This is a genomic window from Kitasatospora sp. NPDC057936, from assembly GCF_042887525.1.
In the GTDB taxonomy this organism is placed as follows: domain Bacteria; phylum Actinomycetota; class Actinomycetes; order Streptomycetales; family Streptomycetaceae; genus Kitasatospora.
Map to the genome: position 1 here is coordinate 1 of NZ_JBHVPD010000051.1, position 25,426 is coordinate 25,426.

Genomic DNA, 25,426 nt, shown 5'->3' on the forward strand with positions numbered 1-25,426 from the left:
TCGGCGTGGTAGTACGTCATGATGACGTCGTCACGCCCGTCGCCGTTGGTGTCGCCCGCGAACAGCTGGATCGCGTTCCAGTCCCAGTTGCCGCTCGCCGGAACCGACTTGGGGGAGGACTTGAACGCGCCGATGTGCCCGGTGGCGTCCGCCAGCGCGGTGTAGAAGTCGATCGAGCCGTCGGGGCGGCGGTAGAGCATGGCCAGGTCGGTGCGGCCGTCGCCGTTGAAGTCCCCTGCGACGAGCTTCATCGCATTGCGGTCCCAGTGGCCCTCGGCCGGCACCGTGTACCCGGCCGTGAAGTCGCCCAGCAGCCCGTTCGCGTCGCCCGGCGCGGTGTAGAAACCGATCCGCCCGTCCGCGTGGTAGTACGCCATGAGCGCGTCCGCACGCCCGTCGCCGTCCGTGTCACCGCGCACGCCGCGCTTGTGCACGACGCCGTTGACCCACCCGGCCACGTCGTCCACCCGGCTGGAGGACACCCCGGTACGGGTCTCGGCCACCCCCAGGCACCCGCCCTGCCACGAACGCGACGCCACCGCCACCAGCTCGGCCCTGCCGTTCGTCTCACGGACCGTGGGCGCACCCGTGTCGCCCTTGCACACCGCCGCCCCGTTCTGGCCACTGGTGGCGACGGCCGTCGCCTGCACGGCGTCCAGACCGAACACCCCCGAGTGGAGCCTGCCCGGCACCCACTCGTCCTTGGTGCGCCCGTACCCCGCCACACGCAGCTTCTCGCCCGCCACCGGCGCGCCCGTCGCCACGGCCAGCGGCGCGATGCCGTCCACCGGCGTGCTCAGCCGCGCCAGCACCAGGTCCCGGTCGGCCCGCGGCACCAGCTGCGTCACCTGCACCTCCCGCCCGGCCGACCCGGCCAGATCGGTGCGCCCGACGACGGCGGTGGTCTTCCACTTCGGCGCGCCGGCCGTCAGCGTCTGCGGCTGCGCCGGGTCGTCGGAGAAGCAACCGGCGGCCGTGACGATCCAGTTGCGGTCCACCAGCGCACCGGTGCAGGAGCGCAGGCCGTCACCGATCGAGAGTTTCGCGGTGTAGGCGTACGCCCCGTCCGCCGCCGCGTCCCCGACGACGGCCCCGGCCGGCGCGGCGGAGAAGGTGGTCAGCGCACCGGCTGCCGCGGCGACCGCGACGCAGAGTATGCCCGCGCGGCGCGAACGGGACGAAGTGCTGTGGGACATGGGAACGTTCCCCCCTGGGAAAGGCCGGGATCAGCCGGCGGTGGTGGTAGCGGCGATGACGGCGGCAGTGACGATGACGGCGGCAGTGGCGGCGGTGGCAGCAGCGGCACTGCCGACGGCGGCGCCGGGCAGGACAGCGGCACCCCTCCGCGCAGGACTACTCGCCCCGTGCACCCATCCCCCCGTTTCTGCAGCTCCGCAGCGCATGCGGACCTTGCGGTGCAATGCGCCCGGGACGGCCCGCACCGTTCCCCCGGGACACCTGACCGAAGGTCATGGGGGAGTAAGGCAAAGCCAAAGAGTAGGAGATCACAGGACGTGCAGAAACGGCTGCGCCCGTTGGGGATCTTGGCCGGAAATCCTCGGCGATCTGCATGATCACGCAGGTTCCCGCGCTGGTCCGGGGGGTTGCCGGGATATTGCGGCCCGGCGCGTACCGGGGTGTTGGAGACCGTTGCGGAAACCTGAAGAGCCGGTTCGCGCCACGGCCGGGAATTCCGCGTCCCGTTCTCCGGACGGTTCGCATCGTGTGCCGTGCGTTCGCCGCGTACTCGGATCAGGCGTGGACGAAGGAGAGTCGGGGAGCTTTCCCGGACACTTCGGTGTGCGGGGTGCGCGGGGTGTGCGGTCCCGGGGAGGCGGTGCCGCGGTGGTGGCCGTCTTCCGGCCCTCCGGGCTCCGGTGCTCCGGGTTCCGGCGCTCCTGCGGGGCATTCGGCGTCCGCGGATTCCCGCAGGCCCCGTCCGGAGAGCGCCGAGGCCCTGCTGCCCCTGGTGCCACGGGGGCGGCAGGGCCTCGGCGTGTGTGCGTGTACGGGCGGTGATCGCGGCGCCCGCGGCCTTCGGTCAGCTCGCGCCGGCGGGGGGCTTGCCGGTCTCGTGGGCCAGGGCCTTCTTGGAGACCGCGTCGAGCAGCGGGCTCAGACGGTCGGTCAGGTGCTGGTAGTCGGTGGCGTGGCCGTCGGACCACTGGCCGAGGCCGACGATCATCGCGCGGCCGGCGCCCGCGAAGGACTGCACCATCCCGCTGTCGGCCGGCAGGACGGGCAGGCCCGCGCCCGGGGGCGGGGCCTGGGCGCCGACCTGGTGGTCGGTGATGTCCGCGGCCAGCCGGGTGAGCACGTGGGCGGTGTCGGCGGGGTCGCTGAAGGTGAACACCGACAGGTTGTACTGGTTGCTCCGCTCGTCCTTGTACAGGGCGATCTGGTGGCTGAGGCAGCCGTGACCCTGCTTCACCAGCGCGATCAGGCGCGGGCCCACCGAGTCCGCGCTCGTGCACGTGGTCAGCGTCTTCGAGCCGACCCGGGTGTAGACGATGCCGCCGGCCGTCACCTGCGCCGGGTACGCGTCCTCCAGCGCGATCGGCGCCAGCGCGCCCGGCGCGCCCGGCGAGGCCGAAGCGGCGGGGGAGGGGGCGGAGGCGGGCGCGCCGGGCGCGGGGGTGGAGGCGGCGGGCGCCGGGGCGGGCTTCGCGGCCGGGGCGCCGTCGTCGCCGGCGGGCTGGAGGACCCGCATCACCGCGAAGGCGACCGCCGCCGCGCCCGCCGCGTACGCCAGGTTGCGCGGCCAGACCCGGGGCAGCTCGCCGCCGCGGTCGTCACTGCTGTTGTTGCTGTTGCTGCTACTGCTGTTCACGGGCAAACGCTAGTGGCCGGTCGCGGGTGAACTGAAATTCGTGCAGGTCACGGCTTGATCACCGTTGTTCCGGCGGCCGTGGCCTCGCGTTCCAGCGGGCGCCGCACCGCCCACGGCAGGACGAACCACAGGCCCGCGAAGACCAGCGCCACCACCCCGGAGATCACCAGCGCCACCGGTGTGCCGAGGACGACGTCCAGCACCAGCAGCACCGCGCCGCTCAGCGCCGAGGCCAGCAGCACCAGGCCGAGCTGGGCGATGCGCACCGACACCCTGACGATCCGTTCCTTGCCCGGGTGGCGGAACAGCCCGCGGTGCAGCGCCACCGGCGTCGCGAACACCGCGGAGGCCAGCACCGCCAGCAGCAGCGTGGTGACGTACACGTCCTGCTGCAGGTCGCCGAGCTCGGCGAAGCGCGGGGTGAAGGCCACCCCGAGCAGGAACGCGAACACGATCTGCACCCCGGTCTGCAGCACCCGCAGCTCCTGCAGCAGCTCGATCAGCCGCCGGTCCGCCCGCGCCGCCGGGCTCTCCGTGAAGAAGGGCGGCGCGGGGGAGGGGGTGCCGGACGGGGGCTGCGGCGCAGGGGTGCTGGTCATGCGTCACATTGTGCGGGCCCGCGCGGGTCGGTGGCCGCCGTCCGGGCGGCCGGTGTCCGGGCCCGCCTCCAGGCGCTGCTGCCAGACGGTCAGCAGCCCCTCCAGCGCGCGCGCCTGCCCGGGGTCGAGCAGGGCGAGCAGCCGGTGCTCGTTGCGCATGTGCGCGGTGAACGCCTCGTCGATCAGCCGCACGCCCGCCCCGGTGAGCGCGACCACGCGCCCGCGCCGGTCGCCCTCGGCCTGGCGGCGGGTGACCAGCCCGGCCCGTTCCAGCCGGTCGATGCGCTTGGTCATCGCCCCGGTGGTCACCATCGTGTGCGCCGCCAGCTCCCCGGGCGCCCGCTCGTACGGAGCCCCGGCCCGGCGCAGCGCCGCCAGGACGTCGAACTCGCCCTCGCCCAGGCCGTAGCGCGCGTAGACCAGGTTCAGCTCGCCGGTCAGGCGCGCGGCCAGACGGTGCAGGCGCCCGATCACGGCCTGCGGGGAGACGTCCAGGTCGGGACGCTCGCGGCGCCACTCGGCCTGGATCGCGGCCACGTGGTCCGGGCCCGGCGGGCCCTGCGGGTCCTGTCGGTCGGGGTCCTGCCGGTCGGGGGCCTGTGAGTCCTGCGGGGCGGGGTCCTGCGGGTTCTGCCGGTGGGGGTCCTGCGGGTCCTGCGGCGCGGGGTGCTTCGGCTCCATGGCACCCATCGTAGCGCGCATAGCTTCCCGGGAAGCTATATTGGCTTCCATGGAAGGTAATCTGCGGTGGGTGCTCCTGACCGCCCTCGCCCCCCTCGCCTGGGGCGCCAACTACTACGTCACCCGCGCCTGGCTGCCCCCCGACCAGCCCCTGTGGGGAGCCGCCCTGCGCGCCCTGCCCGCCGGCCTGCTCCTGCTCGCCCTCGCCCGCCGCCGCCCCCACGGCCCCTGGTGGTGGCGCTCGGCCCTGCTCGGCACCCTCAACACCGCCGTCTTCTTCGTCCTGCTCTACCTCGCCTCCCAGCAGCTGCCCACCAGCACCGCCGCCACCGTCATGGCCGCCTCCCCGCTCGCCATGCTGCTCACCGCCTGGGCCCTGGCCGGCCAGCGCCCCCGGCGCGCCCACCTGGCGGGCGCGTTCGTCGGGCTCGGCGGGGTCGCGCTGATGCTCCTGGGCTCCGGCGCCACGGTGACCGCCGGCGGGCTCGCGGCCTCCACGGCGGCCATGCTCGTCTCCTCCGTCGGCTACGTCCTGGCCGCGCGCTGGCGCGAGGGCGCCGACCCGCTGGCCGCCACCTCCTGGCAGCTGACCGCCGGCGGCCTGCTCCTGCTGCCGCTGGCCGCCGCCGCCGAAGGCCCGCCGCCCGCCATGGACGCGCGTGTGCTGCTCGCCTTCGGCTACGTGACCGTGGTCGCGACCGCGCTCGCGTTCGCGCTCTGGTTCGCGGGCCTGCGCCACCTGCCGGCCGGCACCGTCGGCCTGCTCGGCCTGCTCAACCCGCTCGCCGGGGTGCTGCTGGGCACGGCGCTCGGCGGCGAGGACCTGGGCGCGCGGCAGGGGGCCGGACTGGTCCTGGTCCTGGCCGGCGTCCTCCTCGGCCGTCCCCGCAGCCCCGCCCGCAATCCCGTCCGCCCCGGCGCCCCGCAGCCGGACACTCCCAGGCCGGCCCGTACCGGCGGCTGAACACCCGTCACGGCGGCCCTCCGCCCGTCGGGCCGGTCCGGGATGTCGGAGGGCGTGGCTACGATCCCGGGCATGGGCTACACCACGGAATTCACCGGCCGGATCGCCGTCGAGCCGCCACTCAACGAGCAGGAGGCCGCCTACCTGCGGAAGTTCGCCGGCACCCGGCGCATGGACCGTGCCAACGGCCCCTACTACGTCGACGGCACCGGCCACGCGGGACAGGGCCCCGACCCGGACGTCCGCGACTCCGGCAGGCCCCCGGCGGGCCAGCCCGGCCTGTGGTGCCAGTGGGAGCCCACGGACGACGGCGCCGCGATCGAGTGGAACGGGCACGAGAAGTTCTACGAAGCGCCCGAGTGGATGGCCTACCTGGTCGGCCACTTCCTCAAGCCCGGCGCCCACGCCCAGGGCGAGCCCGGGTTCGGGGACTTCACCTTCGATCACGTGCTCGACGGCGTGATCGACGCCCAGGGCGAGGAGTCCTGGGACACCTGGCAGCTGACGGTACGTGACAACGAGGTGTCCGCGTCCGGGCCCGTCGAGCCCGAGACGGTGTGGCTCTGCGGGGGCTGCACCGAGGTGATCGCCGACGAGGACACCACCTGCTGCCCGGGAACGGACCCGATCCCGGCCTGCGCCGGGTAGGCGCGGGGGAGCACCCAGGGGCGTCCGCACCGCCGAGCCCGACGTCCGGCCCCGCTACCTGTTCGACGACTGCGGCGACGACGCCGACGACGCCTTTGACGACGGCCGCGCCCCCACGCCGCCGACCCGGCCACCGTCCTCAAACACGACCGCCGCCCGTACGGGACGATCGAGCTGCCGGGTCGGGGCGCAACGCCTTCCGGGACGCGGGAGTTCTCGTGCGCCATGCGGTACCGGAGTCAGTGGTCCCGACCGGCCTCGTGCAGCAGCTCGCGAAAGCCCGCCTCGGTCCGCTCGCGGAAGCCGAAGAAGAACTTGTTGGCCAAGGGGACGGCCCACCTGCTGCCCCGGCCGGCCACGTTGAAGACCCGGTGCGTGACCCTGGTGCGCCCGGCCTCCGCGGTGACCTCGTACTCTCCGCGGTACCACCAGCCGCCCTGATAGGCGAACCGGCCCTGCTCCCGGTCGATTTCGGCCCGTGCCGGATCCAGCCCCACGACTCCGCTGAACGTGCGGGCAATGAGGTCCAACACGCGGTCGGCCGAAGCGTCCACGGTGTCGGTGAGCACGATCATCGGCTTCCTCGTCATGGCGCCAGTCTGCCAGGATCCGTCGGTATGGGGACGGATGCGGTGGTGGCCGGAGCGCGGGCCATTCCGGCCGAACTGGCCTTTGTGGCAGGAAAGTTGGTCGGTGACCGGGGCGATCGGGCTGCGCGGCCCGGGAGTTGGTGTGGGAGCCGGCTCGGCGGGGGCCGGTGGCCCGTTGCGGGGCGGGTCACAGGTGGCGGTCGAGGGTGGGGTCGGTGCCGGCCGGGGGCAGGGTCAGGACGGCCTTGCCGCGGATGTCGCGGCGGGCCAGGGCGGTGAGGGCGTCGGGGGTGCGGGTCCAGTCGGCGGTGAGGCTCGTGTGGGGGGTGAGCCGGCCGTCGGCGACCAGGCGTACCAGGGTGGCGAGGTCGGCCGCCATGCCCGGACCGGCCTCGCCGGCGGCGCCGGCGGGGTCGCCGCTGATCAGGCCGACGAGGCGGGCGTTCCAGCCCTGGGCGTAGAAGTCGCCGATGGACAGCTGGGAGGGCCCGGCGACGTTCCCGTACAGGACGGCGGTGGCGCCGGGGGCGAGGAGGCGGACGGCGTCGGTGAGGCCGGGGCCGCCGATGCCGTCCAGGACCAGCTGGTAGGGGCCGTGGGCGGCGGCGTCCGCGAGGCCGGTGACGGTGTGGCGGGCGCCCAGGGCCCGGGCGGCCTCGGCCCGTTCGGGCCGGCTGACGTGGGCGGTGACGCGGGCGCCGGCGGCCGCCGCGAGCTGGACGGCGAACTGGCCGACGCCGCCGGTGGCGCCCGTGACCAGGACGTTCGCGCCCAGGAGCGGGCCGCCCTGGCGCAGGGCCCGCAGGGCGGTGACGCCCGCGATGGGCAGGGTCGCCGCCTGCGTGAAGGGGACGGTGTCCGCCAGGACGGCGGCGCTGTGGACGGGCACGGCCGCGCGCTCGGCCCAGCCGTGCTCGTCCAGGCGCGCCAGCACGCGGGTGCCGGCGGCGGGGCCGGTGCCGTCGGCGGCGGCGCGCAGCACGGTGCCGGCGACGTCCTGGCCGGGGCGCCAGCCGTCAGGGCGGCGGCGGATGAGGTTGAGCTCGTCGCGGTTGAGGGCGTAGGCGTGGACGGCCATGAGGAACTCGCCGTCGGCGGGCTCGGGTTCGGGCAGGGTGTCGCTCAGGCGCAGGCCGGCCGGGGCGGTGGGGTCGGTGATGAAGCCGCGCATCGTGATCAGTCCTTCAGGGGGAGGGGGGAGGGGAGGGCAAAGGGGGGCGAAGGGGAGGGCAAAGGGGGGCAGCGGGTCAGGCGGAGACGGGGGTCTTGGTGTCCGGGGCCGCGGCGGTGACGGGCGCGGAGACGGGCGCGGAGACGGGCGCGGCGGCGGGTGCCTGGGGCCGGGGAAGCCGCGTGACCAGGGCGGTCGCCGCCGCGTACAGCAGCGCGGCGAGCCACAGGGCGTGTTCGGCGGCGCCCGCGTAGCCGGCCGGGGTGGGGTGGTGGCCCAGGGCGGAGAAGAAGACGGCGCCGAGGACGGCCACGCCGGTGGCGGTGGAGAACTGCTGGGTGGTCGTCAGGATCCCGGAGGCGGCGCCGGCCCGCTCGGGGCGCACGCCGCCCAGGACGGTGCCGGTCAGGGCGGGCATGGTCAGCCCGCTGCCCAGGCCCACCAGGGCCAGCGGCGCGGCTATCAGCGGGGCGCCGGCCGAGGCGCCGGCCAGGTGCAGTTCGAGGGCGAGCAGGGCGATGCCGGCGGTGCCCAGGGCGTTGCCGGCCGGCAGGGCGCGCGGGCCCAGGCGGGCGGCCAGGTGCCGGCCGAGCAGGGCGGCGGTCATGGTGCCGGCGCCCAGCGGCACGAACACCAGCCCGGCGTGGGCGGCGTCCAGGCCGAGCCCGCCCTGCAGGAGCAGGGTGGTGGTGAGCATCAGGCCGCCGAAGGCGGCCATGACGGCGACGTTGACGAGCAGTCCGACGCGCAGCGGGCGGGAGGCGAACAGGGCGAGGTCGAGCAGCGGCTCGCCGCCGCGCGCGGCCACACGGCGCATCCAGGCCAGGGCCGCGGCCAGCGCGGGCACGGCGGCCGCCAGCGACAGCACGCTCCACAGCGGCCAGCCCTCCTCGCGTCCGACCACCAGCGGCACCAGGGCGAGCGCGAGGGCGAGGGTCAGGGCGAGCGCGCCGACCGGGTCCAGGCCGGGGCGGGCGGCAGGGGCGCGCCGGGGCAGCAGACGGGCGGCCGCGGCGAGCGCGGCGACGCCGACGGGCCCGTTCACCAGGAAGATCACCCGCCAGCCCAGGCCGAACACGTCGGCCTGCAGCAGCGCTCCGCCCAGCACCTGCCCGGCTATGCCGCCCAGACTGATCGTCAGCCCGAACCAGGCCAGGGCGCGCGGGCGCTCCCCGGCCGGGAAGGCGGCCGTGATCAGGGCGAGGACCTGCGGGGCCATCGCCGCCGCCGCCAGGCCCTGCACGAGACGGGCGGCGATCAGCTCGGGGGCACTGGCGGCCAGCCCGCACAGCAGGGACGCGGCCGTGAAGCCCGCCATGCCGAGCAGGAACAGACGCCGGTGGCCGAACAGGTCGCCCAGCTTGCCGCCGGTGACCAGGCCCGCCGCGTAGGTGAACCCGTAGCCGCCGACGACCAGTTCGAGCGCGGCCGGACCCGCCCCCAGGTCGCGGGCCAGGGAGGGAGCGGCGACATTGACGACCATGTAGTCGAACGCGGCCATGAAGGTCGCCAGCAGGATCACCGGCAGGGTGCGCCAGCGGCGCGGATCGGGAAGAACGGTGTGCACGGACGGAGCCTTTCGTCGGCGCACCGCGTGGTGCGCGGCGGTGTCGATCACCGCTGGGAAGAGCCTCGCTCCGCACACCCGCCCCGCACATGGGGCGGATTGCCTAGACACCTCTTCAGATCCGGCGCCCGGGCGCCCCGAACCCTGCCGAACGGCACACAACCCAGGCCCCGGCCAGGGCGTCGGCCGCCTCGGCCAGGTCCTCGGCCAGGACCTTGACCCGCCCGCCCCGGCCGCCCCGCCCGCCCCGAGCACCTCGGCGCGCCCCCGCCCGCCCCGACGTAGGATGCCGCCGGTGATCACGCCGTCCCGCCCCGCGCCCCTGCTGGCCCGCAGCGCCGAACTGCGCGCCCTCGCCGACGCCCACGCCCACGCGTGCGCCGCCGGCCCGCTGACGGTCCTCGTCGGCGGGGAAGCCGGGATCGGCAAGACCCGCCTCGTCGAGGAGTTCACCACCCACCTCGCCGCGCACACCGACACCCGCGCCTACCTCGGCGGCTGCCTGGCCCTGGGCGCCGACAGCCTCCCCTACGCCCCGTTCGCCGCCCTGCTGCGCGCCCTGGCACGCGAGTTCGGCACCCCGTGGACGGCCGGCGCCCTCGGCCCCGCCGGGCGCCGCGCCCTCGCCCCCTGGCTGCCCGAACTCGACGACACCCCCCACCCGCACGCCCTCGACGACCCCCGGACACCGCCCGCACCCGACCCCCACGGACGCTCCCGCCTCTTCGACGCCGTCCGCACCCTCGTCGAGGCCGCCGCCGCACACCACCCCGTCGTCCTGGTCGTCGAGGACCTCCACTGGGCCGACACCTCCAGCCGCGACCTCCTGCTCTACCTCGCCCGCACCCTCACCCGCCCCGGCGTCCTCCTCCTGGCCACCCACCGCTCCACCGACCTGCCCGACGACCACCCCCTGCACCCCCTGCTCACCGCCCTCACCCGCCTGGGCCCCGTACGCCGCGTCGACCCCGCCCCGCTGCGCCGCGCCGACGTCGCCCGCTGGCTGGCCGACCACGGACTCGACCCCGCCCGCGCCGAGGAGATCCACCGCCGCAGCCAGGGCAACCCCCTGTTCGTCGAGGCCCTCGCCGAGGCCGGCGGCCCCGCCACCCCCGTCCCCCTGCGCGACCTGCTGCTCACCGCCCTGCGCGAACTGCCCGATGCCGCACGGCAGGTGGTGCGCGCCGCCTCGGCCGCCTGCGCCGTCGAGGACACCGTCGGCCACCGCCTGCTCACCGCCGTCCTGCCCGACCACGCGGACCTGGACCAGTGGCTGCGCCAGGCCGTCGAACGCCGCCTGCTGCAGCCCGACGGCGACGGCTACCGCTTCCGCCACGCCCTGCTGCGCGCCGCCGTCCACGAGGACCTGCTGCCCGGCGAACGCGCCCGCCTGCACGCCGCCTACGCCCGCGCGCTGGCCGCCGACCCCGCCCTCGCCGCGCCCGACCGGCTCGACGCGGCCCTGGCCGCCCACTGGCACGCCGCCGGCGACCGCCCCCGCGCGCTGGCCGCCGCCGCCCGCGCCGCCGACCGGGCCCGGCGCGCCCACGCCTACGCCGAGCAACTCGCGCTGCTGGAACGGGTCCTGGACCTCTGGCCCGCCGACGGCCACCCCACCGACGGCCACCCCACCGGCGGCCACCCCGACACCGATGCCGGCACCGATGCCGCCGCCCCGTCCGAGCGCGCCGACGTGGCGGCCGCCGCCGCCCGCGCCGCCCTGGACGCCGGCCAGGCCCTGCGCGGCATCGCCCACGCCACCACCGCCCTCGACCTCCTCGACACCACCCCCACGGGCCCCGCCGCACCGGCCGCCGCCGCCCGCCGCGCCCTGCTCCTGGAGACCCGCAGCCTGCTCAAGCACCGCGCCGGCCAGGACGGCCTGGACGACCTGCGCGAAGCCGTCCGCACCCTGCCCGACACCCCCACCGCACCGGACACCCCCACCGACGCCCCCGCCGTCGCCGTCCGCGCCCGCCTGCTCGCCACCCTCGCCAGCCGCCTGTGGGTCCTGACCCACCACCACGAGGCCCTCGGCCACGCCGAAACCGCCCTCCACCTCGCCCGCCTGGCCGGCGACCCCGGCGTCCAGGCCCTCGCCCTGGCCACCCTCGCCGCCCACGCCTCCCACACCGGAAACCCCCACCAGGCCCGCGCCCACTGCGACACCGCCGCCCGCCTGGCCGCCGAAGCCGGCGACGACGACACCGCCGCCCTCGTCGCCGTCGTCGCCTGCGTCACCCACAAGGCCGACGGCCGCTACGAGGACGCCGCCACCGCCGCCCGCCACGGCCTGGACGCCGCCCGCCGGGCCGGACTGGCCGGCAGCCGCGGCGCCGTCCTGGCCGCCGTCCTCGCCGACGCCCTCACCCACCTCGGCCACCACGACCAGGCCCGCACCGCCGCCGACGACGCCCTCGCCCTCGACCCGCCGCCCCTGTACCGGGCCGTCCTGCTCACCTGCCTGGGCACCCTCGCCCTCACCGCCGACGACACCGGCGCCGCCACCGAGGCCGCCGCCCACGCCGAACACCTCCTGACCCCCCACTACACCGGCCGCGAATTCCTCCTGCCCCTGCACGACCTCCAGCTGCGCACCGCCCTCGCCACCGGCGACCACACCCGCGCCGCCCACCTGCTGCGCACCGCCCTCGCCGACCCGCACCTGGCCGACCACCCCGCCCTCGCCTGGCCGCTGGCCCACACCGGCCTGCTCACCGCCCAGACCCTGCACCCCGACCCGGCGGCCGCCGGCCTCACCACCGCCCTCACCGCCCTCGTCGAGCACCTGCCCGCCCCCGGCCCCCTCCAGCAGGCCCACCGCGCCTCCTGCCGCGCCCTCCTGAGCACCGAGACCGCCGCCCAGCACGCCGCCGTCACCGCCTGGCGCGCCCTCGCCCACCCCCACCCCCTCGCCGAAGCCCTGCTGCGCGCCGCCGACGCCGCCCTGGCCACCGGCGAGCGCACCGCCGCCGAGGAGTTCCTGCGCGAGGCCGACGCCCTCGCCACCGCCCTGCCCGCCCCCGCCCTCACCCGCCACGCCGCCCGCCTGGCCGCCCGCCACCGCCTGACCACCACCGCCCCCGAAGGCGCCCAGGGCCTGGGCCTGACCCCGCGCGAGACCGACGTGCTGCGCCTGGTCGCCCAGGGCCACAGCAACCGCGCCATCGGCGAGGCCCTGTTCATCTCCGCCAAGACCGCCGGCGTCCACGTCTCCAACATCCTCGCCAAACTCGCCGTCACCTCCCGCACCGAGGCCGCCGCCCTGGCCCACCACCGCCGCCTCTTCGACTGACGTCCGCCACTCCCGGCGGGACGGCCGCCGGTTCGCCGTGCGGCCTGGCGGAGCCCTCCGGGGGGGCGAGGGATTGTGAGAGCCGCGGGTCCCGGCCGTCGGCGGCGGGGCCGGGAGGTGGCTGCCGCCGGTTCGCCGGGCGGCCTCGCGGAGCTCTCCGGGGGGGCGAGGGATTGTGAGAGCCGCGGGTCCCGGCCGTCGGCGGCGGGGCCGGGAAGCAGCTGCCGCCGGTACGCCTGGCTCGCGGAACCCTCCGGGGGAGGGCAGGCCCGGCGGCCGCCCGCGGTACCGGTCGTCCGGGAACGTACGGACGCCGGCCGGCAGATGCGCCCGCCCCGCCCCGCGCCGTGCGCACCTCCGCGACTGGACCGGGCCCCTCGCGCGCTGGTGGAATGACCCGCGCGCGAGGGGCGCGGGTGTCACGGATCACGGGGGAGTGCCGGTGCGCACGGGGATGGAACTGGCCGACCGCTACGAGCTGGCCGGCCTGATCGGCCGCGGCGGCATGGGCGAGGTGTGGCGCGCCACCGACCGGCGGCTGCGCCGCCCGGTGGCCGTCAAGATCCTGCCGCTGGCCGCCGGCGCGGACGCCACCGAGGTGGCCCGCTTCCGCCGCGAGGCCGAGATCGCCGCCCAGCTGGTCCACCCGGGCATCACCACCGTCTTCGACGTCGGCGAGCACCACGACGGCACGCAGCCCCTGCTGTTCCTCGTTATGGAGCTGATGCGGGGCCGCGACCTGCAGCACACCATCGCCGGCCACCCCGGCGGGCTGCCCCTGGAGCAGGCCCTCGACCTCGCCGCCCAGGTGCTGGAGGCCCTGGCCGCCGCCCACGCGCACGGCATCGTCCACCGCGACATCAAACCCGCCAACCTGTTCCTGCTGGACGGCGGACGGGTCAAGATCTGCGACTTCGGGATCGCCCGCCTGGCCGGCGCCACCCAGCTCACCGCCACCGGCGCCATCGCCGGCACCCCGCTCTACATGGCCCCCGAACAGATCAACGGCGCCACCGGCCTCGACCACCGCACCGACCTGTACGCGTTCGGCTGCGTCCTCTACCAGCTGCTCACCGGCAGCCCCTGGGTCGACACCGCCACCGGCAACATCGGCTCGATCCTCTACCAGCACATCGACAAGACCCCGCCCGCCCCCGGCACCGTGCGCGCCGGCATCCCCGCGCACCTGGATGCCCTCGTCCTGGACCTGCTCGCCAAACACCCCGCCGACCGGCCCGAGGACGCCCACGCCGCCCTGGCCCGCCTGCGCCCGCCGGCCGGGCAACCGCAGCCCCCGGTACCGCTACCGGTACCGACCCCGACCGCCGTCGACACACCGAAACCGCCCCGGGCCGCCGAGCCGCCCCGGGCCATCGAGGCGCCCCGCAGGCCCGTCCTCCTGTCCCCGGTCACCTTCGACGACCCCCGCGTCATCCGCGCCCGCCGCCGGCGCATCGCGCTCATCGGCGCCTGTATGCTGCTGGCCGCCGGCCTGGTGATCGCCTTCGTCAACGCCCCCGGCTCCTCCCCGGACACCGGCGCCGCGTCCGCCGCGACGGGCACCCGCGAGCAGCCCGGAGGACTCCCCGTGCCCGGGCGCGGCCCGACGCTGACGCCCAGTGCGGGCGGCCCGGCCTACGTCCAGCTCTACCAGCCGGCCACGTTCACCATGCAGGGCGGGAGCTGCCCGTTCAACGGCGGATCGGGCTGGGGCGTCCAGCTCGACGACCCGGCCGGCCCGCCGCACGCCACCGCCCGGCGGGGCAACGTCACCTACCAGTGCGACGGCCAGGGCGCCGCGCCCGTCCTGCACATCGCCACCGACCTCGTCGCCCCCGTGGACGCGCCGAAGGACCTCGCCGGCTGCCTGACGGCGCTCCAGCAGCTGGACAGCCGGCAGAAGTACAAGAACACCGCGCTGACCTACGACCAGCTCACCGCCGGTACCCGGTTCTGCCTCGACAGCAGCGACCAGTCCGGCCACAGCGTCATGTACCTCGAACTGCGCGTCAAGGATCCCGACCGCGACCTCACCTTCACCGCCACCGCCTGGAAGCAGTCCGCGCACTGACACACCCCGCACTGACACACCCGCGCACAAGGCCGCGGGAAATCCCGTCGCGCCGCGCCGCCCGCCTTCCCTAGACTCGCCGGGCAGTCACGCCCGTGACGCGCCGAGACCAGCAGTCAGGGGAGGGGAGTGGCCATGGCCGCCCAGCGCACCGCCGCCGCCCCCTCCACGGCTCCTGCCGCCTCTCCCGCGTCCCGGTACGAGGTGATCCTGGTGTCCCCGTCCTTCCGGTGCCCGCTGCGCGGCCGGCACCGGGGGACGGGTGCGACGAATGCCTGAACAAGGCCACCCGCAGACGGCCGAGGGCCGCACACGCCACCACAGGTGACGTCACGTCGGCACCCGTCGAATCGCGCGCCCACCCACCCGCGGATCACCTCCGAAAGGCCGGGCCATGCGCACCGAGACCACCACCAGCACCGCCACCACCACGACCACCGGCACCGCCACCGCGATCGCCGCCGTCCGCAACCTCGGCATCCTCGCCCACGTCGACGCCGGCAAGACCACCGTCACCGAACGGATCCTCTACCTCACCGGCACCACCCACAAGCGCGGCGAGGTCCACGACGGCACCACCGTCACCGACTTCGACCCCCAGGAACGCGACCGCGGCATCACCATCTTCGCCGCCGCCGTCTCCTGCGCCTGGGCCGGGCACCGGATCAACCTCATCGACACCCCCGGCCACGTCGACTTCGCCGACGAGGTCGAGCGCTCGCTGCGCGTCCTGGACGGCGCGGTCGCGGTGTTCGACGCGGTGGCCGGCGTCGAGCCGCAGAGCGAGTCGGTGTGGCGCCAGGCCGAGCGCCACGGCGTGCCCAGGATCGCGTTCGTCAACAAGCTGGACCGCGCCGGCGCCGACCTGGACACCGCCGTCGCCTCCATCCGCGAGCGCCTGCACCCGCACCCGCTGGCCGTGCAGCTGCCCGTCGGCGCCGAGGACGCGTTCACCGGCGTCGTCGACCTGATCACCTTGCGCGCCCTGACCTGGAGCGAGGAGGACGGCATGCGCGAGCACCCGGTGCCCGCGCACCTCGCCGACGAGGCCGCCGCCCGCCGGCGCGCCCTGGAGGAGGAGGTGGCGGCCCTGCACCCCGGCGCCCTGGAGGAGTTCTGCACCGACGGCGCCCTGGGCGCCGCCACCCTGACGGCCGCCCTGTGCGACCTGACCGCCGCCGGCGAGGCGGTGGTGGTGCTGTGCGGCTCCGCCTACCGCAACCGCGGCATCGAACCGCTCCTGGACGCCGTCTGCGCCTACCTGCCCTCCCCGCTGGACGTGCCCGCCGTGCGCGGCACCGCCGGCCCCGGCGACGACACCGTCCTGGAGCGCGCCGCCGACCCCGGGCAGCCGTTCACCGCCCTGGCGTTCAAGGTGAGCGCCGCCCCCACCGGACGCCTGACCTACCTGCGCGTCTACGCCGGCCGACTGGAGAAGGGAGACCTCGTGCTGGACACCGCCACCGGCCGCCTGGAGCGCGTCGCGCGCATCCTGCGCGTCCAGGCCGACCGCCGCACCGAGACCGACCGGGCCCTGGCCGGGGACATCGTCGCCGTGATCGGCCCCAAGGCCGCCCGCGCCGGCGCCACCCTGTGCGCGCCCGGTGCCCCGATCCTGCTGGAGGCCCCGGCCAGCGCCGAGCCCGTCGTCACCGTCGCCGTCGAGGCCCGCCGCGCCGCCGACACCGACAAGCTCGCCACCGCGCTGGCCCGCCTCGCCGAGGAGGACCCGTCGCTGCGGGTGCGCACCGACCCCGAGACCGGGCAGCGCACGCTGGCCGGGCTGGGGGAGCTGCACCTGGAGGTCGCGGCGGAGAAGATCCGCCGCGAGCACGGCATCGACACCGTCGTGGGCCGCCCGCGCGTGGCCCACCGCGAACGCCTGGCCGCAGGCGTCAGCGGCTTCGTCCACCGGCACGTCAAACAGGACGGCGGCGCCGGCCAGTTCGCGCACCTGGTGCTCGACGTCCAGCCCCTGGACAACACACAAGAGGAGGAGTTCGTGTTCGCGTCCACCGTCACCGGCGGACGGGTCCCGCGCGAGTACGTGCAGGCCGTCGAGGCCGGCTGCCGCGACGCCCTCGCCGAGGGCCCGCTCGGCGGCCACCCCGTCACCGGCGTGCGCGTCACCCTCACCGACGGCGCGACCCACCCCAAGGACTCCTCCGAGCTCGCCTTCCGCACCGCCGCCCGCAACGGCGTGCGCGAGGCCCTGCGGGCCGGGCGCCTCCAGCTGCTGGAGCCCGTCGTCCAGGTGACGGTCAGCGTGCCCGAGGACGCGCTGGGCACCGTCCTCGGCGACCTCGCCGCCCGCCGCGGCCACGTCCAGGCCACCGACGTCACCCGGGCGGGCGCCCAGGTGACGGCGGTGGTGCCGCTGGCCGAGCTGTTCGGCTACGCGAGCCGCCTGCGCTCGCGCACCCAGGGCCGCGGCACCTTCACCACCCGCCCGGCCGGCTACGCCCCCGCACCCGCACCGGTGCCCACGGCGTGAGCCACCCGGTCCGCCCCCGCCCGCACCGGGCCCGGGGGCGGACCCCTTACAGCGCCCCCGCCTCCAGCGCGGCCCACGCCGACGGGTACTGCGGGCGCCACCCCAGGTCCCGGCGCGCCGCCGCCGTCGAGCCCTGGCCCTCCCACGGGTCGAACTCCGCCGTCGCCGCAGCGCCGCCGCCCGGGTGCGCGGCCCCGTTCAGGACGTGCAGGTCCCAGGCCGTCAGCGGCGCGTCGTCGCACACGTTGTAGGTGCGCCCGGCGATCCCCGGGGTCACCGCCGCCCGCCACAGCGCCTGCGACACGTCCGCGTGGTGCACCGTCGCCAGCCGCTGGTGCGCGGGCCAGGCGCCGGCCCAGTGCAGGGAGTCCGCCAGGTGCGGGTCGCCCTCGCCGTAGACGAACGCCAGGCGCGCCACCACCAGCGGCAGCCGCCCGCCCAGCTCCGCCAGCCCCGCCTCCGCCTCGGCCTTGGACACCGGGTAGATCCCCCACGCCGGGTCGGGGGCGAGGCGGTCCTCCTCCACGGCCGGGCGCCCCAGCCCCCGCCCGTACACCAGCGTCGTGCTCGCCTGGACGAACCGCTGCACCCCGGCCGCCGCCGCCTCGCGCCCCAGCGCCACGGCCGCGTCCCGGTTGACCGCCCACACCTCCTCCTCGGGCACCCCGCGGAAGGCCGCCGCCACGTTCACCACCACCGACGCGCCGTCCAGCGCCCGCGCCCGGTCGCCCGCCTCCCGCAGGTCCCCGCTGACCACGTCCACCCCCAGGGCGGCCAGGTCGCCGGCCCGGGCGGCGTCGCGCACCAGCACCCGCACCCGCCCGGCACCGGCCCACCGCACCAGCCGCGGCACCAGCCGCCGCCCGACCTTGCCCGTCGCACCCGTCACCAGAATCGTCGTCACAGTCTTCTCCGTCCACAGCCGTTCACCGCTGACAGGAACAAACCCTGCCCGCCCTCGGAGCGCCGCGGCAGAGACCTCTCCAACCACGGACCGCCGATCCGTCCCTTGAGGGATCAGTGATCCTCAAGGATTTGCCCATTACTGGGCAAAGGTCCTCGTCTGATCCGGCTCGGGGCCGGTGCGAGGTTGACGCTTCGTGGCCACCGGCGGGAGCTGGTCCCGGCTTACGGTCGGCTCCACGTCCGTTTTGCGTCTCCGGGCCACTCCCGGTGACGTGGTGCTTCACGAGGGAAGCGAGGTTGCGTGCGGCGTTCTCATCGCGGTCGATGACCAGGCCGCAGTGTTCGCAGCTGAAGGTCCGTACTCGCAGGGGCAGTTTGGGTTTCACTGCCCGGCAGTCGGAGCACGTCTTGGAGCTGGGGAACCAGCGGTCGGCGACTTCGAGCCGGCCGCCGTTCCATTCGGTCTTGTACGCGAGTTGGCGGCGGATCTCGCCGAATCCGGCGTCGGAGACGGCCCGGGCGAGTCTGCGGTTCTTGACCATCCCGGCGACGTTGAGGTCTTCGACCACGATCGTGCCGTACTCGAGGGCGAGTTCGGTGGTGAGTTTGTGGATGCCGTCGCGGCGCAGGTCGGCGACGCGGTGGTGGACTCTGTTGCGCTGGTCGTTGGCGCGCAGCCATCGCTTCGAGGGTTGCCGGCCGGTGCGGCGGTCGGGGCCGGTGCGGCGGGAGACGGTGCGCGACAGGCGCCGGAGCTTCCGGCGGGCGTGGTCGTAGTGTTTCGGGTTCTCGGCCGGGGGCCGGCCGTCGGAGAACACCGCGAGGGTCTTCACACCGAGGTCGACGCCGATCACCGCGTCCGGCCGCGCCGGTGCCGCGTCGGGTCGGTCGACCTCGACCGAGAACGCGACGTGCCAGCGCCCGGCGTCCAGGCGCACGGTCGCGGACTTGATCCTCGCGGTGCCGTTCTCGATCCTGCGGGCGAGCTTGCGGGTGGACTCGTGCGTCTTGATCCGGCCGAGCACGGGCAGCACGACGTGCGTGCGCCCGTCCAGGCGGATGGCGCCGGTGGTGAACCGGCAGGACTTGACGGCCTTGTTCTTCGATTTGAAGCGCGGGAAGCCCATCGGGCGGCCCTTGCGTTTGCCGTTCCTGGAGCCGGACCAGTTCTTCAGCGCCGCGGCGAGCTGGTCCAGTCCGGTGGCGTAGGCCTCCTTGGAGCACTCCGGCCACCACGGTGCGACGTCGTTCTTGGCCTGGTTCCACGCCTTGCGCAGGGAGTACATCGACCAGCCGAACGAGGGCGTCAGGTCCTCGATGCCGTAGGACCTCTCCGCCTCCCGCTGGGACAGGTTCGCCTTGACCCGCGCGAGCGCCCAGTTGTAGGCCACCCGCGCCGCCCCGGCATGCCGCAGCAACGCACTGGCCTGACGCTGTGTCGGGTCGAGCGCAAACCGGTACGCCTGCGTCACGATCACCAGCCGACCGTACCGCTCATCACCGACAACCGGACGAAACGCCCGAATTATTGAGGAACGCTGATGAAATTGACAACAGTTGGCTACCCCGCCCCGCCGGGTCATCCTTGGACGCATGATCGACCGACCGGCCCTCGCCGACTTCCTCACCCGCTCCCGCGCCCGCCTCACCCCCGCCGACTGCGGCCTGGCGCCCACCGCCCGCCGCCGCACCCCCGGGCTGCGCCGCGAGGAGGTCGCCCACCTCGCCGGCCTGTCCGTCGACTACTACGCCCGCCTCGAACAGGCCCGCGGCCCCCAGCCCTCGCCCCAGCTCCTGGCGGCCCTGGCCCGCGCCCTGCGCCTGAGCGAGGACGAGCACGACCACCTCTTCCACCTCTCCGGCCACGAACCGCCGCGCCGTCACAGCCCGCTCACCCACGTGCGCCCCGGCCTGCTGCTCATCCTCGACCGCCTCCACGACACCCCCGCCCAGGTGCTGTCCGACCTCGGTGACGTCCTCGTGCAGAACGCGATGGCCGCCGCCCTCCTCGGCGACGTCGCCGCGCACCCGCCCGGGCGGCGCAACCTCGTGCTGCGCTGGTTCGCCGAACCCGCCTCGCGCGAGCTGTTCGCGCCCGAGGAGCACGAGGACCTGGCCCGCGGTCACGTCGCCCACCTGCGCGCCGCCCACGCCGCCCGCCCCGGGGATCCGCGCGTGGCCGAACTGCTCGCCCAACTGCACGCCACCGGGCCGGAGTTCGCCGCCTACTGGGAGCGCCACGAGGTCGCCGTGCGGCGCAGCAGCCGCAAGACGGTGCTGCACCCGCAGGTGGGGCGCCTGGAGCTGGAGTGCGAGGTGCTGGTCGCCGGGGGCACGGACCAGGTGCTGGTGGTCAACAGCGCCGCGCCGGGCAGTGACAGCGCCGGGCGCCTGGAGCTGCTGCGCGTGGTGGGCGGCGCCGGACTCGCGGCCCGCGCGTGAGCCCCTCCCGCGCGTGAGCCCCGCTCGGTGACGGGCCTGGGCCGCCCGCCCCCGTAGGCTGGTGCGGCCCGCCGCGGGGACCCGGGGCGGGCACACGCGTACGACGACGAGACAGAAGCGGGCACAGGCATGCAGTTCGACGACCAGGGCGACCTCGACACCTCACAGGTCGACGACCGGCGCGGCATCCCGGGCGGGAAGGTCGCCATCGGCGGCGGGGCGGTGGGCCTGATCGCCGTGCTGTTCGCGGTCCTGCTGGGCGTGGACCCCCAGCTGCTGGGCCTGTCCTCGGGCGGCGGCTCCACCTCCTCCGCCGGCACCCGCACCGCCGGCGAGGTGGGGCAGGCCTGCAAGACCGGCGCCGACGCCAACAAGCGCCAGGACTGCCGCATCGTCGCCGTCACCAACAGCCTCCAGGACTTCTGGCGCACCGAACTGCCCAGGCGCGGCACCGCCTACAAGAGCGCCGAGACGGTGCTGTTCACCGGCCGCGTCAACACCGCCTGCGGCCCGGCGACCTCCGCCGTCGGCCCGTTCTACTGCCCCGGCGACCAGAAGGCCTACTTCGACCTCGGCTTCTTCGACGAGTTGTCCAGCCGCTTCGGCGCCAAGGGCGGCCCCTTCGCCGAGTCCTACGTCGTCGCCCACGAGTACGGCCACCACATCCAGACCCTGACCGGCGCCATGCAGAAGGTCGGCGGCGACCGCCAGGGCGCCACCAGCGCCTCGGTGCGCCTGGAGCTGCAGGCCGACTGCTACGCCGGGGTGTGGGCGCACTACGCGACCACCACCAAGCAGCCCTCCACCGGCCGCCCGCTGATCACCTCGATCACCGACCAGGACATCGCCCAGGGCCTGGACGCCGCCGCGGCCGTCGGCGACGACCGCATCCAGAAGCAGGCCACCGGCAAGGTCAACCCGGAGAGCTGGACCCACGGCTCCTCCGACCAGCGCAAGACCTGGTTCACCACCGGCTACCGCGGCGGCGACATGACCCAGTGCGACACCTTCTCCGCCACCAAACTCTGAGCGCCCCGTGCGGCGGCGCGGACCCTGTCACCTGTCAGGGACCGCCGCCGCCCGCTTCTTCCTACGCTGACGGCACTGGCCAGACCAGCGCACACCAGCAAGGGAGAACCACCTGATGCGCAGGATCACCCACGCCGCCGCCGCACTCGCCCTGACGACCGCCGCCCTGACGACCCTGACCGCCGGCAGCGCCGGCGCCGCCGACGGCTCCTGGGCCGGCTGCCCGTCCGGCGCCGTCTGCATCTACCCGCAGAACCAGAACCCCGCCTCCGCCCCCAGCGACGTGTTCTGGAGCTACGGCGCCCACAACCTCAGCGGCCAGTACGGCAACCACTGGGTCCTCAACAACCAGACCGGCGGCGCCCACGCCCACCTGTGCCGCGGCGCGGGCGGCGCCGACTGCGTCTACGACATCGCCGCCCAGAACGGCGTCTGGTACGACCTGGGTCCGATCAACTCGATCACCCTCGACCGCCCCTGACGCCACGTCAAGAAGCAGGGATGCCCGCTGTCACGGGGGGACGGCGGGCATCCCCTTGCGCGTTCACGGCCCGCTCCCGCCGCCCCTGACCAGGAACGACCTGACCGTAACCTGACACTTCGTCAGATGGATCAGCTCCCGGACCCCGCCGCCGCGCCCGACGCCCTGACCTGGCCCTTGGAGAATCCTCCAGGTTTCGATCCCGGGCAAGCGTTCACGAAGATAACGAATGATGGCCGATTCCCCGGAGCATGGATTTACTTATTGACGCCATACGCGTGGGCAGGTTTAACTCCCCCCACTCCGCCGCTGCGCCGCGGCGACGTCCACGAGAGGCACCCCACCCATGAACGCAATGACGCGTCGCGCCCTCATCGCCACCACCGCCGTCGCGATGGCCCTGTCCATGGCCGCGTGCGGCAAGGCCGGCGGCGACAAGAAGGACTCGGCCGCCTCCGGCGACAGCACCTCCATCGGCCTGCTGCTGCCCGAGAACGCCTCCTCCACGCGCTACGAGTCCTTCGACCGCCCCTTCATCGAGGCCAAGGTCAAGTCCCTGTGCGCGGACTGCAAGGTGCTCTACAACAACGCCGAAGGCAGCGCCGCCAAGCAGAAGCAGCAGTTCGACACCCTGATAGCCCAGGGCGTGAAGGTGATCGTCCTGGACGCCTACGACGCCAAGTCCACCCAGGGCTGGGTGCAGGAGGCCGCCGCCAAGGGCGTCAAGGTCGTCGCCTACGACCGCCTGGCCACCGGCCCGGTCGCCGCCTACGTCTCCTTCGACAACGAGAAGGTCGGCGAACTCCAGGGCCAGGCCCTGCTGGACGCGGTCGGCCCGCAGGCCTCCGACGCGAACATCGTCATGATCAACGGCGACGAGGCCGACCCCAACGCCGCCCAGTTCAAGGCCGGCGCCCACAAGGTCCTCGACGGCAAGGTCAAGAAGGTCGTCTACGAGCAGTCCGGCGAGTGGAAGCCCACCGTCGCCTCCCAGAAGATCGGCGCCGCCGTCACCCAGCTCGGCAAGACCGGCTTCCAGGCCGTCTACTCCGCCAACGACGGCATGGCCGGCGCCATCATCACCCAGCTCCAGAGCTCCGGCATCAAGGTCCCCGTCGGCGGCCAGGACGCCGGCCTCGACGCCATCCAGCGCATCGTCACCGGCGACCAGGCCTACACCATCTACAAGGCCTACCGCCCCCTCGCCGACTCCGCCGCCGAACTGGCCGTCGACCTCCTCAAGGGCAAGGACGTCAAGTCCCTCGCCACCGCCAGCGTCGACAGCGACACCGACAAGGCCATCCCCGCCAAGCTCCTGGACGCCAAGGTCGTCACCAAGGCCAACATCAAGGACACCGTCGTCGCCGACGGCCTCTACAAGGTCGCCGACATCTGCACCGCCGACTACGCCGCCGCCTGCGCCGCCGCCGGCCTCCAGTAACACCGGCGCCCGGTCCCACGTTCCAAGCACCCCACCACACGAGAAGGTTCACGTGACAGGCGCACCCGTCCTCCAACTGCGCGCGGTCTCCAAGCGCTTCGGCGCCGTCCAGGCCCTCACCGACGTCGACCTCGACGTCCACGCCGGCGAGGTCCTCGCCCTCGTCGGCGACAACGGCGCCGGCAAGTCCACCCTCGTCAAGACCATCGCCGGGGTCCACCCCGTCGACGAGGGCACCATCACCTGGCGCAGCGAGGCGGTACGCCTGACCCGCCCCCAGGACGCCCAGGCCCTCGGCATCGCCACCGTCTACCAGGACCTCGCCCTGTGCGACAACCTCGACGTCGTCGCCAACCTCTTCCTCGGCCGCGAGAAGCTCCGGGGCGGCCTCCTCGACGAGGTCGCCATGGAACAGCAGGCCCGCGAGCTCCTGGACACCCTGTCCATCCGCATCCCCGACGTGCGCATCCCCGTCGCCGCCCTCTCCGGCGGCCAGCGCCAGGTCGTCGCCATCGCCCGCGCCCTGGTCGGCGAGCCCGCCGTCGTCATCCTCGACGAGCCCACCGCCGCCCTCGGCGTCGAACAGACCGCCCAGGTCCTCGACCTCGTCGAGCGCCTGCGCGAACGCGGCCTGGGCGTCATCCTCATCAGCCACAACATGGCCGACGTGCGCGCGGTCGCCGACACCGTCGCCGTCCTGCGCCTGGGCCGCAACAACGGCGTCTTCACCGTCGCCGACACCACCCAGGAACAGATCGTCTCCGCCATCACCGGCGCCACCGACAACGCGGTCACCCGCCGCCAGGCCCGCCGAGCCTCGCAGGAGGACGCCGCATGAGCACCCCCACCGACACCGGCGCCGACACCCCGGCCGCCAAGACCCCCGCCGCCGACCCGCGCCTGCTGGTGCGCTCCACCGGCCTGAGCGGCTACCTCGACGAGGCCCGCCGCCGCCTCACCAGCGGCGAACTCGGCTCCACCCCCGTCGTCCTCGGCCTCATCCTCATCGCCGTCATCTTCCAGTCCGCCACCGGCCACTTCCTCCAGGCCGACAACCTCACCAACATCACCAAGTACATCGCCGGACCCGGCCTCATCGCCGTGGGCGTCGTCTTCGTCCTCCTCCTCGGCGAGATCGACCTCTCGCTCGGCTCCGTCGCCGGCGTCTGCGCCGCCATCGCCTCCGTCCTCGCCGTGCGCGAAGGCCTCGCCGAATGGCAGGCCGTCCTCATCGCCCTCGCCACCGCCTGCGCCATCGGCGCCCTGCACGGCTTCTTCTTCGCCCGCATCGGCGTCCCCGCCTTCGTCGTCACCCTCGCCGGCATGCTCGCCTGGAGCGGCCTGCAGGACTACGTCCTCGGCGACCTCGGCACCGTCAACAACCGCCACGACGGCCTCATCGCCACCCTCGACACCAACTTCCTCGGCGACGGCGACATCGTCTACGCCTGGGCCCTGGCCGTCCTCGCCCCCGCCCTCTACCTCGCCGCCCAACTGCGCACCGCCCAGCGCCGCAAGGCCCTCGGCCTCACCGCCCGCCCCACCGCCGACATCGCCCTGCGCACCGGCGCCCTCGCCGTCCTCGCCCTGCCGCTGGCCTACGCCCTCAACCAGGACCGCGGCCTGCCCCTGCCGCTCGTCGTCCTGCTCGGCGTCGTCCTCGCCACCGACTTCGTGCTGCGCCGCACCGCCTACGGCCGCCAGGTCTTCGCGGTCGGCGGCGGCGTCGAGGCCGCCCGCCGCGCGGGCATCAACGTCGCCTGGGTGCGCATCTCCGTCTACATGACCTCCGCCACCCTCGCCGGCCTCGGCGGCCTGTTCATCGCCTCCCAGCAGGGCTCCGCCGACAAGCAGCTCGGCGGCGGCAACGTCCTGATGAGCGCGATCGCCGCCGCCGTCATCGGCGGCACCAGCCTCTTCGGCGGACGCGGCAAGACCTGGTCGGCACTGCTGGGCATCCTCGTCATCCAGTCCATCACCACCGGACTCGACATGGTCCACGCGGCCCAGGCCATCCAGTACATGATCACCGGCGCCGTCCTGCTCGCCGCCGTCGTCCTGGACTCCGTCTCCCGGCGCACCCGCGCCACCAACAGCCGCACCTGACCAGCCGGCCGGCCTGCCCGGGCCCGTGCCATCCGAGGGGATGGCACGGGCCCCGCGCGTGCCCGGCGCCGTCGTCAAGCCCGCAGGAGCGCGGCGAAACGCCCGTGTGAT

Annotated in this window: 21 protein-coding genes; 12 read left to right on the forward strand and 9 right to left on the reverse strand. The window is 74.9% G+C overall.

Annotation, left to right across the window (positions count from 1 at the left end; genetic code table 11):
- The 4 genes from ACFVU9_RS25100 to ACFVU9_RS25115 form a co-directional block, all read right to left on the reverse strand.
- A partial coding sequence (locus ACFVU9_RS25100; protein WP_387596875.1) for a trypsin-like serine protease occupies positions 1-1,196 on the reverse strand: 1,196 nt, incomplete at its 3' end.
- Between the two features lie 845 nt (positions 1,197-2,041).
- A complete protein-coding gene (locus ACFVU9_RS25105; RefSeq protein ID WP_387596878.1) occupies positions 2,042-2,830 on the reverse strand; it encodes a hypothetical protein in 789 nt (262 codons plus the stop codon).
- 47 nt (positions 2,831-2,877) lie between these two features.
- Positions 2,878-3,429, reverse strand: a complete 552-nt coding sequence (locus ACFVU9_RS25110) for a DUF6328 family protein (protein WP_380446706.1) — start codon at positions 3,427-3,429, stop codon at positions 2,878-2,880.
- A 3-nt stretch (positions 3,430-3,432) separates the two neighbouring features.
- Positions 3,433-3,966 (reverse strand): MarR family winged helix-turn-helix transcriptional regulator, encoded by a 534-nt coding sequence (locus tag ACFVU9_RS25115; RefSeq protein ID WP_380508924.1) that lies wholly within the window; start codon positions 3,964-3,966, stop codon positions 3,433-3,435.
- A 193-nt stretch (positions 3,967-4,159) separates the two neighbouring features.
- Here ACFVU9_RS25115 and ACFVU9_RS25120 point away from each other — a divergent pair, with 193 nt between their 5' ends.
- Together ACFVU9_RS25120 and ACFVU9_RS25125 are read left to right on the forward strand one after the other, a co-directional pair.
- On the forward strand, positions 4,160-5,074 hold the full coding sequence (locus ACFVU9_RS25120; RefSeq protein ID WP_380446708.1) for a DMT family transporter: 915 nt from the start codon (positions 4,160-4,162) through the stop codon (positions 5,072-5,074).
- Positions 5,075-5,146: 72 nt separating this feature from the next.
- Positions 5,147-5,722: a hypothetical protein gene (locus ACFVU9_RS25125; protein WP_387596883.1), complete on the forward strand. Its 576-nt coding sequence runs from the start codon at positions 5,147-5,149 to the stop codon at positions 5,720-5,722.
- Positions 5,723-5,961: 239 nt separating this feature from the next.
- Here the strand turns inward: ACFVU9_RS25125 and ACFVU9_RS25130 are convergent, their stop codons facing one another.
- From ACFVU9_RS25130 to ACFVU9_RS25140, 3 genes are all read right to left on the reverse strand, one after another.
- Positions 5,962-6,297 (reverse strand): hypothetical protein, encoded by a 336-nt coding sequence (locus tag ACFVU9_RS25130; protein ID WP_387596886.1) that lies wholly within the window; start codon positions 6,295-6,297, stop codon positions 5,962-5,964.
- Positions 6,298-6,499: 202 nt separating this feature from the next.
- The gene (locus tag ACFVU9_RS25135; RefSeq protein ID WP_387596889.1) at positions 6,500-7,483 is read right to left on the reverse strand and encodes a zinc-binding dehydrogenase; all 984 of its coding nucleotides are present in this window, start codon (positions 7,481-7,483) and stop codon (positions 6,500-6,502) included.
- A gap of 76 nt (positions 7,484-7,559) precedes the next feature.
- Complete coding sequence (locus ACFVU9_RS25140; protein ID WP_387596892.1) at positions 7,560-9,050, reverse strand: MFS transporter; 1,491 nt, start codon at positions 9,048-9,050, stop codon at positions 7,560-7,562.
- Between the two features lie 295 nt (positions 9,051-9,345).
- Here ACFVU9_RS25140 and ACFVU9_RS25145 point away from each other — a divergent pair, with 295 nt between their 5' ends.
- The 4 genes from ACFVU9_RS25145 to fusA all read left to right on the forward strand — a co-directional run bounded on the left by ACFVU9_RS25145 (position 9,346) and on the right by fusA (position 16,910).
- Complete coding sequence (locus ACFVU9_RS25145) at positions 9,346-12,345, forward strand: AAA family ATPase (RefSeq protein WP_387596895.1); 3,000 nt, start codon at positions 9,346-9,348, stop codon at positions 12,343-12,345.
- A gap of 442 nt (positions 12,346-12,787) precedes the next feature.
- A complete protein-coding gene (locus ACFVU9_RS25150) occupies positions 12,788-14,416 on the forward strand; it encodes a protein kinase (RefSeq protein WP_387596898.1) in 1,629 nt (542 codons plus the stop codon).
- 135 nt (positions 14,417-14,551) lie between these two features.
- Positions 14,552-14,695, forward strand: a complete 144-nt coding sequence (locus ACFVU9_RS25155) for a hypothetical protein (RefSeq protein ID WP_387596901.1) — start codon at positions 14,552-14,554, stop codon at positions 14,693-14,695.
- A gap of 115 nt (positions 14,696-14,810) precedes the next feature.
- A complete protein-coding gene (fusA, locus tag ACFVU9_RS25160; protein ID WP_387596904.1) occupies positions 14,811-16,910 on the forward strand; it encodes an elongation factor G in 2,100 nt (699 codons plus the stop codon).
- Positions 16,911-16,956: 46 nt separating this feature from the next.
- On the opposite strand, the gene ACFVU9_RS25165 is transcribed toward fusA, so the two are convergent.
- Positions 16,957-17,814, reverse strand: coding sequence for an NAD-dependent epimerase/dehydratase family protein (locus tag ACFVU9_RS25165; protein WP_387596907.1), 858 nt, complete (start codon positions 17,812-17,814; stop codon positions 16,957-16,959).
- A gap of 22 nt (positions 17,815-17,836) precedes the next feature.
- Positions 17,837-19,294, reverse strand: a complete 1,458-nt coding sequence (gene tnpB, locus ACFVU9_RS25170; RefSeq protein WP_387596910.1) for an IS607 family element RNA-guided endonuclease TnpB — start codon at positions 19,292-19,294, stop codon at positions 17,837-17,839.
- Positions 19,295-19,412: 118 nt separating this feature from the next.
- Between tnpB and ACFVU9_RS25175 the strand changes: the two genes are divergently transcribed.
- The 6 genes from ACFVU9_RS25175 (at position 19,413) to ACFVU9_RS25200 (ending at position 25,315) form a co-directional block, all read left to right on the forward strand.
- The gene (locus tag ACFVU9_RS25175; protein WP_387597036.1) at positions 19,413-20,258 is read left to right on the forward strand and encodes a helix-turn-helix transcriptional regulator; all 846 of its coding nucleotides are present in this window, start codon (positions 19,413-19,415) and stop codon (positions 20,256-20,258) included.
- A gap of 129 nt (positions 20,259-20,387) precedes the next feature.
- On the forward strand, positions 20,388-21,287 hold the full coding sequence (locus ACFVU9_RS25180; protein WP_380446733.1) for a neutral zinc metallopeptidase: 900 nt from the start codon (positions 20,388-20,390) through the stop codon (positions 21,285-21,287).
- Positions 21,288-21,402: 115 nt separating this feature from the next.
- The gene (locus tag ACFVU9_RS25185; RefSeq protein ID WP_387596913.1) at positions 21,403-21,768 is read left to right on the forward strand and encodes a hypothetical protein; all 366 of its coding nucleotides are present in this window, start codon (positions 21,403-21,405) and stop codon (positions 21,766-21,768) included.
- A gap of 346 nt (positions 21,769-22,114) precedes the next feature.
- Positions 22,115-23,209, forward strand: a complete 1,095-nt coding sequence (locus ACFVU9_RS25190) for a sugar ABC transporter substrate-binding protein (protein WP_387596916.1) — start codon at positions 22,115-22,117, stop codon at positions 23,207-23,209.
- Positions 23,210-23,261: 52 nt separating this feature from the next.
- Positions 23,262-24,047, forward strand: coding sequence for an ATP-binding cassette domain-containing protein (locus tag ACFVU9_RS25195; RefSeq protein WP_387596919.1), 786 nt, complete (start codon positions 23,262-23,264; stop codon positions 24,045-24,047).
- Positions 24,044-25,315, forward strand: coding sequence for a sugar ABC transporter permease (locus ACFVU9_RS25200; protein ID WP_380446744.1), 1,272 nt, complete (start codon positions 24,044-24,046; stop codon positions 25,313-25,315). The genes ACFVU9_RS25195 and ACFVU9_RS25200 overlap by 4 nt, the downstream gene beginning before the upstream one ends.
- Positions 25,316-25,426: the final 111 nt, after the last annotated feature.

What these genes read in the sequence shown, in the direction of transcription:
- ACFVU9_RS25110 (WP_380446706.1), bottom strand. Translation starts at nt 3,429, where the DNA reads ATGACCAGCACCCCTGCGCCGCAGCCCCCGTCCGGCACCCCCTCCCCC.
- ACFVU9_RS25120 (WP_380446708.1), top strand. Translation starts at nt 4,160, where the DNA reads ATGGAAGGTAATCTGCGGTGGGTGCTCCTGACCGCCCTCGCCCCCCTC.
- ACFVU9_RS25125 (WP_387596883.1), top strand. Translation starts at nt 5,147, where the DNA reads ATGGGCTACACCACGGAATTCACCGGCCGGATCGCCGTCGAGCCGCCA.
- ACFVU9_RS25130 (WP_387596886.1), bottom strand. Translation starts at nt 6,297, where the DNA reads ATGATCGTGCTCACCGACACCGTGGACGCTTCGGCCGACCGCGTGTTG.
- ACFVU9_RS25135 (WP_387596889.1), bottom strand. Translation starts at nt 7,483, where the DNA reads ATGCGCGGCTTCATCACCGACCCCACCGCCCCGGCCGGCCTGCGCCTG.
- ACFVU9_RS25155 (WP_387596901.1), top strand. Translation starts at nt 14,552, where the DNA reads ATGGCCGCCCAGCGCACCGCCGCCGCCCCCTCCACGGCTCCTGCCGCC.
- fusA (WP_387596904.1), top strand. Translation starts at nt 14,811, where the DNA reads ATGCGCACCGAGACCACCACCAGCACCGCCACCACCACGACCACCGGC.
- ACFVU9_RS25180 (WP_380446733.1), top strand. Translation starts at nt 20,388, where the DNA reads ATGCAGTTCGACGACCAGGGCGACCTCGACACCTCACAGGTCGACGAC.
- ACFVU9_RS25185 (WP_387596913.1), top strand. Translation starts at nt 21,403, where the DNA reads ATGCGCAGGATCACCCACGCCGCCGCCGCACTCGCCCTGACGACCGCC.
- ACFVU9_RS25190 (WP_387596916.1), top strand. Translation starts at nt 22,115, where the DNA reads ATGAACGCAATGACGCGTCGCGCCCTCATCGCCACCACCGCCGTCGCG.
- ACFVU9_RS25200 (WP_380446744.1), top strand. Translation starts at nt 24,044, where the DNA reads ATGAGCACCCCCACCGACACCGGCGCCGACACCCCGGCCGCCAAGACC.